General features: G+C 42.2%; 4 protein-coding genes and 1 pseudogene. 3 read left to right on the forward strand and 2 right to left on the reverse strand.

The genetic code is table 11. From position 1 onward, the window contains the following. The 3 genes and pseudogenes from LC605_RS31045 to LC605_RS33330 form a co-directional block, all read left to right on the forward strand. A pseudogene (locus tag LC605_RS31045) lies at positions 1 to 890 on the forward strand (bifunctional DNA primase/helicase); the annotation flags it as partial. A gap of 467 nt (positions 891 to 1357) precedes the next feature. Further along, complete coding sequence (locus LC605_RS33325; RefSeq protein WP_306426893.1) at positions 1358 to 1606, forward strand: DUF1993 family protein; 249 nt, start codon at positions 1358 to 1360, stop codon at positions 1604 to 1606. Between the two features lie 40 nt (positions 1607 to 1646). After that, positions 1647 to 1865, forward strand: a complete 219-nt coding sequence (locus LC605_RS33330; protein ID WP_309143287.1) for a DUF1993 family protein — start codon at positions 1647 to 1649, stop codon at positions 1863 to 1865. Between the two features lie 194 nt (positions 1866 to 2059). Here LC605_RS33330 and LC605_RS31055 read toward each other — a convergent pair whose 3' ends face one another. Then, a complete protein-coding gene (locus LC605_RS31055; RefSeq protein WP_229551253.1) occupies positions 2060 to 2743 on the reverse strand; it encodes a hypothetical protein in 684 nt (227 codons plus the stop codon). An 83-nt stretch (positions 2744 to 2826) separates the two neighbouring features. Further along, entirely contained in the window at positions 2827 to 3480 is a 654-nt protein-coding gene (locus LC605_RS31060; RefSeq protein ID WP_229551254.1) for a hypothetical protein, read from the reverse strand. Positions 3481 to 4596: the final 1116 nt, after the last annotated feature.

Genomic DNA, 4596 nt, shown 5'->3' on the forward strand with positions numbered 1-4596 from the left:
AGTTTCGCATTCTGGATACCTATGGGATGCCAGTTACCCCGGAATTGGTGGAGAAAGATGACGGTGGGAAGCTGATACGCAAGATTGTCGCACTTGAAGCGATATTGGCAGCACCGGGAGAAATGATTACCGATGACCTTATTGCACCGCCGCCTGTTGTAGCGGAGCGGGATAAATCAGAACGCGATCGTTTATCGATTTGCACTGACTGGAGTAATCATTCCACGTCTTGGCTGATGCGTCATCGGCTGGGACTCAGAGCCGTGTTGATCGATTTGATGGCTGGGGTTGAGATTAAAGGTGACGAAGCGATGATTCAGGCTTTGGCTGACTTCTCCAAACGCAACGCATCTCACGTTAAAGGCATTCTCAACCTGACCATTCCCCTTGATGAATCACCGATGTGGATTCTCGGTCAGTATCTCTCGCAACTGAGTTTATCTACTGAGTCGCGGCGACCACTCGAAGATGGTCAACGGGTTCGGTATTATCGGCTCAATACGGAGGATGTCGAGTTTGCTCAGAAGGTATTGGAGTATCGGCAGAAAGGGAGGGAGGAGAGGGAAAGGAAACGCCAGTCAGAGCAAGAACGAATGGCGGCTCATGCAGCTAGAATGCAGATGCAGTATGGGATTAACCCGCCGTCCACACCCCCTAATAATGAAAGTGGAAGTAATAATCGGGGGGGTATGGACACAGATGAACAACTCAGTGATTCTTGGTGGGAGCGGGTTAAATATTATGCTCGGCTGGCAATTGAACGGGTAGAGTTAGGGGTTGACAAGGTTAAAGAATTACAAAGAAAGGGAACAGGGAACAGGGAACAGGGAACAGGGAACAGGGAACAGAAAGTGTCCTGTTCCCTGTTGCCCGTTCCCTGTTCCCTCTGAATCAGTACACTAACGATTGATGAGCGTTGCGGCGTGATGCTGGAGTTTGAGGATATTGACCCGGACAAGTTTGCCCAAATGGTGACAGATGCCCCACAATGGACTGAATGGATGGCATGAGAAAGTTGGGTTTGTTTCACATATGCTTTGCTCCCGTCAAAACAATTCAAAATTCAAAATTATTAATTCAAAATTGCAAGACGCTCTCTACGAGACGCTGCGCGAACGCGGACTCGCTTGCCGCCGGCGCTATCAGTGTTGGCTCTGAAACCCACCACCTAGAAGCACCACTGATTTAAAAAATCAGTGCTTGCTCTGTACCCAGAATTAATTAATTAAAAATTTTTATTTCTTCTTAATTTTGAATGCGTGAATTTTGAATGCGTGAATTTCATTAAATGGTCAATCTCCCCTAATATTAGATGGGGCGGCCCAAAGTCGTTTGAACTTTTTCTGGAGAAATCTCAATGACCATTTCAATGTACCAAGCTTTAATACCCGTGTCTATTCGCACACTGAATAACCTTACAAACATTCTTGAAAAAGGTTCTGCTTATGCAGAAACTAAAAAAATAGATCCGAATGTCTTGATTAATAGTCGTCTATCCCCAGATATGTTTCCATTATCAAAACAAGTACAAATTGCCTCTGACATAGTAAATAGAGGTGCCGCACGGTTAGCAGGAATAGAACCACCTAAAGAAAGAGGACAATGAAACTACATTTCCTCAACTTATTGACCGTATTCAAAAAACTATCTCTCATTTAAATACTTTTAAACCTGAGCAAATTGACGGTTCAGAAGAGAGAGAAATTACCCTACAGATGCGTGACAACACTCTCTCTTTTCAAGGAATGCCATTTCTCCTATATTTTGTTTTACCAAACCTTTATTTCCATGTCACAACAGCGTATGACATTCTTAGGCACTGCGGTGTAGAACTTGGTAAAGGAGACTTTCTTGGTCAGCCTTAATCAGGTCTAAATCCTCGTCACAAAACTTGCATTGTGCGTTTTACTTTCCTTGTACTGAGCGTAGCCGTCCCTTGGGCGTCTCGTCGAGAAGTATTACGAATTACTGTCTTCTCTACGAGACGCCCAAGGGACGTAGCGGTAGCGAAAGCGTTGCGGTAGAGAGGAACGAGCGTCCGCAGGAGCGTCATTACGAATTATTTTAACCATTGCTTACTCCCCGCAGGCGATAGCTTTTTCAAATCCTCAATCCGACAGCACCCCCGCTTCCATAGCAGTCTTTGAGTTTTATCTACAGGATGGTAATAAGCCCAAATACTTCCATCTGGTGCTGAATATAAGGATATAAGAAAAACCGTTTGTGTACCAAAGTTACCTGTACTTACCTCAATTTTTTCTTTGACAGTAAACGTCTGTCCTGAACTATTAGTTGCTGTCTCTAGTTTTTTATAGGCTGGTTTTTTCACTAATTGCGGTTGTTCTGTTTCTATCTCTGATTGCTCATGTTCACCAGAGGTATTTTCAATAAAAACAGTTGATGATGATGAATTAACTAGTGTTGTCTCTAAGATTTTGGGTACATCTGACTGTTCATTATCTACTTTTATTGTTTGAGATATAGCATCATCAGTCAGGACAGGACTACTGTTTAATTCTGAAACTTCAATGCTTTGACTCTGGTTATTATTTACTTCTAACGAGGCCTCAAATGGTTGATTTTCTCTTGGTACACTAGTTAATGCTGAGTCAGTTTGTGCAGAATTATTATCGTCTGTGGCACTAGATTTTTGCTTGACGACACGTAAAATAGCTGGCTTGGTTGGCGTGGCTTCTTCTTTTGATAGTGAACTATTCGTCTTAGGAGATTTACGTTTAGGCATAATAATTTATTGGCAGCAATGCACTCTTAAACGTTGATTAAATCAGCAATTGAGCAGGAAATGACTGCACTTTTTCTGTAGGATTAGCCCTCAGTAGTATCTTCAGTTGTGCTGGTTGATATATCTGAAGTTGATGATTGCTCACGCTCCTGTAATTTAATGCACTCCCCTGATTGAATTACTAAGCTAGTCCCGACACGTCGCACATGAAAATTCCAGAATTTCTTAATCGAATTTGATGGTAAAAATCCGATTAGTCTTAGTTGGAAATCTTTGGGTGGCTCAAAGTCTCTCTGAGGTTTTTGGTGAATTTTAACGAATACTATCCCAAATTCATAGTCTTGATATACAACTAATCCTTGTACAGAAAAGTTATCAGCTACTAACTGCAATTCGGTTTTTACTGAGTCGGTATATTCTTTTTCGTTGCGAACATTTATCAAAGTCACCCGAAGTCGGGTCGGAGAATCTTTGAATCCTGTTCTGGGGTAAACAGTCCACAGGTAATCAAGTGATAAATCAAGTTGAGATTGCTGAACTAATTTCGATGCTCTCTTCGCAAGGTTTGTCTCAAGCATTACACCGTCAGCAGTTATTAGTTGCCCTTGATAAATAAGCGACTCACTGGGTACATACTTCCCCCAAAGCCGACCAATTGCACGATATTCTAGTGCCTCTGTCGGTCTTAACTGGTGATTATTAACTAATAACTGCTGTGTATCGTTCGTAATGATCATGCGGACAAAGTTAAAATCTGTAATTTTTTGAATTGCTTTTATGATTGTAAACTGCGGCTGGGAGCAATGCGATGCAAGTTAGATCGGACTTTTATTCTCAGAAACACAAACCTAGATTCTCAATAAAAACAGTTATTTTGCCGTGATGCCTAGGTTGGGCGTAGATGCAGCACCCCGTAACCCGGATTGATCACAACATTTCTCAAAGCCTTATAAAACCAATTCGCAATTCGCTTTTTCGCCCATTCGCAATTAAACTCAGCCAGACACAACGGCAGAGGGTTTTTACCTACCTTGAGATACAAGGATTTTTTCTCTACGAGACGCTACCGCGAACGCGCCACAAGAGGCGAGGTTTTGAACCTTTACTTTTTCGATAAAAACTAGGTTTTTACGTTTCGTGCGATCGCAAATCTTTGCCGACTAAAACGGCTGAAACATAGTCTGGATAACGCCTATGTTGAATTTGACCGCATGGCTTGTGAGAAATGCGGGTGAAGCTGCACACAAGAGATGTAACTGGATTTTAGGAACCATTGGTTCCCAACACATAAGCTGCACACGAGAGATGTAACTGGGTTCTAGGAACCATTGGTTCCCAACACATAAGCTGCACACAAGAGAGGTAACTGGATTCTAGGAACCATTGGTTCCCAACACAATTCTAGTCACCATTGGTTCTATCGAGATAAGCTGCACACGAGAGATGTAACTGGATTTTAGTCACCATTGGTTCTATCGACATAACCCGGATTTCTCACAACATTTCTCAAAGCCTTATAAAAACTAGGTTTTTACGTTTCATGCGATCGCAAATCTTTGCCTACTAAAACGGCTGAAACATAGTACAGATAGGCTGCACACAAGAGAGGTAACTGGATTCTAGGAACCATTGGTTCCCAACACATAAGCTGCACACAAGAGATGTAACTGGATTCTAGGAACCATTGGTTCTATCAAGATAAGCTGTTCCCACCGAGATGTAACTGAATTCTAGTCACCATTGGTTCTATCGAGATAGAAATTCCCCTCTTTAAATCAATGAACAGTTAACAGTAAATGCTGTATCACGGTTGATAACTGATAATGGGGATAACTGATAATGCGGATACTTGA

This window comes from Nostoc sp. CHAB 5836 (assembly GCF_020829445.1).
In the GTDB taxonomy this organism is placed as follows: Bacteria; Cyanobacteriota; Cyanobacteriia; order Cyanobacteriales; family Nostocaceae; genus Nostoc.